Here is a 4,041-nt window from a genome sequence, read left to right on the forward strand (position 1 = left end):
CCCCGCCCCTGTTCTGCGAATCGACTCGAGCCGCGTCAGCTCCCCTGCAGTGTGTCCGCTCTGGCGTTCGCCTCTGCCAGCGCGGGTGCTCGTTGCGCGCGCCACCCCTCCTCGACCAGCGGCACGACCTCTCGCAGGAGCACGCGGACGCGATCAATCGTCTCGGCCCTGTCGAGCACGGCCGGATGGATGCCCAGCACCAGCTCGTCGGTCAGCGCGATCGTGGGGTCGGCGAGCAGATCGGCGGCGAGCGCCTCAGGGCTCCCCCAGGCGAAGTTGTCCGACAGCAGCTGGTCCGGGATCGACAGCGACAGATCCACGCGTCCGGCTGCAGCGCTGGCGACGTTCCAGCGGGCGGTGCGCTCTCCGGCGAACGCGAGGGCTTCCTCGGTCGTGCGGCCGGGGAAAGCGGAGCGGGAGGTGACGACCCAGGGAGTGCGCGTCGATCCCCAGGTGTCCGCGAAGACCCGACGATACTCTCGCACGGAGTCCGCCTGGCGCCGCTGGAATGCCGCCCGTGCATCAGGGTGCCGCTCCGGCCCGTTGCCGAACCGCTCCAGGATGAAGCCGTCGCCGGTGCGCCCCGCGAAACGGATCGTGTCGATGTTCGAGCTGCCGTGGAACAGCCGTCCCTCGAGCGCGGTGTTCTGTGGCCAGATCGCGCCCGTGCCCCCATCGACCACGCCTCCCTGGAGCGCCCAGTGCAGACGGTCGATCTGATTCTCGAAGCTGGTGTCGCGGTCATTCGTCCAGGTGTGGAACACGTGATAAGAGTCGGAAGGGACTCCCTTCCCGAGGCCGAGCAGCAGCCGCCCACCGGCGAGATGGTCGATCGCGGCGACCTCCTCCGCGGCGCGCACAGGATCGTCGAGGATGATCGGCAGCACCGCGGTACCGAGTCCGATCGTGCTCGTCGCGGCGGCGAGCGCCCCCAGAAACCCGTACGGGGAGGGAAGAGCCGCCCACCCGGAGTGGAAGTGCCGTGTGGCGATCCAGGCGCTGTCGTAGCCGAGCTCCTCGAGCTCCTGGATCAGACGGATCGTGTCTCGATAGACGAATCGCGGATCCTCGCTGTGGTCGAGGTGCGTGATGAAGCCGATACGCAGACGGTCACCGATCGTGGTAGAGCCGAGGGGCAGGTCGGTGCCTCCGAACGGGGAGGTTGTAGTTGCGGTCATCCGCGGGCCTCCTGCACGCGAGGGCCGGCACTGAGCGCGCGCTCGGGAATGCGGGGATCGACATAGTCGACGGCCGTGCGCACGGCGTCCGCCTGCAGCGCGGGCAGTTCCGCCGCGAACAGCTCGATCGCCGTCAGCGCCTGCAGTTGGCTGATCCCCGGTCCCTGGAACTGGATCGCGGTCTGCTCGGTGCCGTCGAACTGGTCGTTCCACTCATGGACCTTGTCGGCGACCTCGGGTGCGGTGCCGATCGCGAAGCTCAGCTGCTCGGCGATGTCGTCGTAGTCCTCGGAGTCCACCCCTCCTGTCCAGTCCAGACCGAGATAGATCCGCGCGTACGTGCGCAAGAACTCCAGCGCTCCGGCGCGTGCGGCGTCCTTCGTCTCGGCGACGAGACCGGATCGAAGATGGATGATCTCTCCGCCGGGGACGGTGGCGCGATACTCGCGGCTGAACCGCAGTCGTTCCTCCAGCGGGAGCGGACGCGGGATCATCAGCCGGTAGCCGTGCCGGGCCGCCAGGCCGATCGCGTTGCGGCCGGCCGCCGTCCAGATGAGGTCGCGTGCGGGACGCCCCGCCGGCGGCGAGATCTCCACACCGTGGAAGGAGTAGTACTCCCCCTCGAAGTCGACGACCTTCTCATCGATCGCCTGCCGCAGGATCTCGTGGACCTCGGCCGACCGCGCGGAGGACGAGGCCTTGTCGATTCCCCACACGGCGAAGAACTCCTCCGAGCCGACGCCGCTGCCGACCCCCAGATCGAGCCGCCCACCGGATACCGCGTCGAGCAGCAGCGCCGACTCCGCGAGTCGGATCGGGTGGTAGAACGGGGCGCACACGATCGAGGTCCCGAGCCGGATGCGGCTGGTCACTCCGCTGAGTCGTGCGAGGAAGAGCAGCGGGTCCGGCACCTCCCCGCGCATCGTGAGGTGGTGCTCGGTGATCCAGACGCCGTTGTATCCGAGCTGGTCACCCAGGATCACCTGTTCCTCGATGTCGCGATAGAGCGAGACCGGACTCTGTCCGGGCGAGACGTCTCCGTAGTAGAAGAGATCGATGCGTGGCATGTGCTGGTCCTTTTCCTCTCAACAGGGGTGGTGCGTCACTCGGAGAGCCAGGTGTCGTAGAACGAGTCGGTGTAGCCGACGGCGTCGAAGGTCCATCCGTGAACGGCCGGAGTGGTGCCGACGATCTTCTTCGGGATGTACAGCGGAACCGCGAAGCCCTCGTCGAGGATGCGGGCCTGCACGATGTGCGCCGCTTCGATGCGCGCCTCGGGGTCGCCGTCGGACTGCACGATCGCGTACTGCGCGTCGATGACCTCGTCGTTCAGCAGGCCGTAGTTGATGCCGTTGCCGCCGTTGCGCGGGTCGGCGCTGGAGGTGAAGGGCGAGACGGAGGTGCCCACATCGGCGTAGCCGCGGGAGGCGTCAGCGAGGTTGTGCTCGTTCTTCGCGATCGCCGCCGTGAAGGAGGCGGTGTCGAACGGGATGCGCTCGACCTCGAATCCGGCGTCCTTGAGCGAGGAGGCGATGGCCTCGCCGAGCTGCTGACGCTGATCGGTCTGCACGTACAGGCTGTCGAAGTACCAGTCGATGTGCAGACGCTCGCCGTCCTTGACCCGGTAGCCCGCGGAGTCGAACTCGTCCCAGCCCGCTTCGTCGAGCAGTTCCTGCGCCTTGTCGAGGTCGTAGCCCCATGAGCCCTCCAGGCTCTCGTCGTAGGCGCCGACCGGCGGGGTGCCGGGCAAGGTCGTCGTCCAGGAGCGGCTGTAGACACCGCCGTAGACGCTCTTCAGGAGGGCATCGATGTCGATCGCCTCTCGGAACGCGAGGCGCACGTTCTTGTCGTCGAAGGGAGCGATGTTCGTGTTCAGCGCGAGATAGTAGGGCGTTCCCGTGTTGTCCTGCGTGATGACGGTGTTGCCGGCCGCCTCGACCTCGCCGATGTTCAGCGGCGGCACCTGATCGATCGCGTCGGCCTGCTTCGAGTTGAGAGCACCGATGCGCGCCTGCGTCTCCGGCACGAACTGGATGACGACCTCGTCGAGGTAGGCGGGCCCCTCGTGGTCCGCGGTCTCGGGTGCCCACGCGTAGTCGGGATTGCGCTCGAGCACGAGCTTGGATCCCTTCGCGTATTCCTTGACGCGGAAGGGGCCGGTCCCGATCGACAGGGCCGGGTCGGTCCCGAGCTCGGCGGGGGTGTGCTCGCTGAGCACCTTGCCGGAGTAGATCGACCAGTGCGGGGTGGAGAGCGCGTGGATGAACGCGGCGTTCTTGCGACCCAGGGTCACCTGCAGCTCGTCGTCGCTCAGGACAGCCGTGGAGACGATGGCATTGCCCGCAGTCGCCAGACCGACCTCGTTGAGCGGTCGGTCGAGGTTCTGCTTGAGCACAGCCGCGTTGAACGGGGTTCCGTCATGGAAGACGACGTCATCGCGCAACGTGAAGGTGTAGACCAGTCCGTCGTCGCTGATCTCCCACCCTGTGGCCAGATGCGGCTTGTACGTGCCGTCCTCCGCCTGCACCACCAGCGGGTCGAAGATGCTGCTGTTGATCGAGTTCAGGTTGAGGGAAGGGACCTTCTGTCCGTCCCAGGTCCCGGGCTCGGTGTTCGCGAGATAGGTGAGCGTCCCACCGGAGACCGGCGAGGCGTCCGCGGCATCCGACGACGACGGCGCCGATGCGCCGCCGGCGCAGGCGGACAGGGCGAGGGAGGCGGTCAGGACGGCGCCGAGCGCGAATGCTGCTCGTGTTCTGTTCATGGTGAGGGTTCTTCCTTGGTCGCTGTGTGCGGGTGTGGTCGGGTGGGCGGTCAGGGCAAGAGGCGCGGGACGGCGGCGAGCAGTTCGCGGGTGTAGGGC

At 67.6% G+C, this 4,041-nt stretch carries 3 protein-coding genes; all 3 read right to left on the reverse strand.

Annotated features, from left to right (window positions below; translation table 11 throughout):
• Window positions 1-35: 35 nt before the first annotated feature.
• From AX744_RS15045 to AX744_RS15055, 3 genes are read right to left on the reverse strand one after another with little or no spacing between them, the layout of a single operon-like run.
• Complete coding sequence (locus AX744_RS15045) at window positions 36-1,178, reverse strand: LLM class flavin-dependent oxidoreductase (protein WP_061017743.1); 1,143 nt, start codon at window positions 1,176-1,178, stop codon at window positions 36-38.
• Window positions 1,175-2,245, reverse strand: a complete 1,071-nt coding sequence (locus tag AX744_RS15050; RefSeq protein WP_061017746.1) for an LLM class flavin-dependent oxidoreductase — start codon at window positions 2,243-2,245, stop codon at window positions 1,175-1,177. Before AX744_RS15050 ends, AX744_RS15045 begins: the two co-directional genes overlap by 4 nt.
• 35 nt (window positions 2,246-2,280) lie before the next feature.
• On the reverse strand, window positions 2,281-3,942 hold the full coding sequence (locus AX744_RS15055; protein ID WP_061017748.1) for an ABC transporter substrate-binding protein: 1,662 nt from the start codon (window positions 3,940-3,942) through the stop codon (window positions 2,281-2,283).
• Window positions 3,943-4,041: the final 99 nt, after the last annotated feature.

The organism is Microbacterium sp. CCH5-D1 (assembly GCF_001557335.1).
In the GTDB taxonomy this organism is placed as follows: domain Bacteria; phylum Actinomycetota; class Actinomycetes; order Actinomycetales; family Microbacteriaceae; genus Microbacterium; species Microbacterium oxydans.

What these genes read in the sequence shown, in the direction of transcription:
- AX744_RS15050 (WP_061017746.1), bottom strand. Translation starts at nt 2,245, where the DNA reads ATGCCACGCATCGATCTCTTCTACTACGGAGACGTCTCGCCCGGACAG.
- AX744_RS15045 (WP_061017743.1), bottom strand. Translation starts at nt 1,178, where the DNA reads ATGACCGCAACTACAACCTCCCCGTTCGGAGGCACCGACCTGCCCCTC.
- AX744_RS15055 (WP_061017748.1), bottom strand. Translation starts at nt 3,942, where the DNA reads ATGAACAGAACACGAGCAGCATTCGCGCTCGGCGCCGTCCTGACCGCC.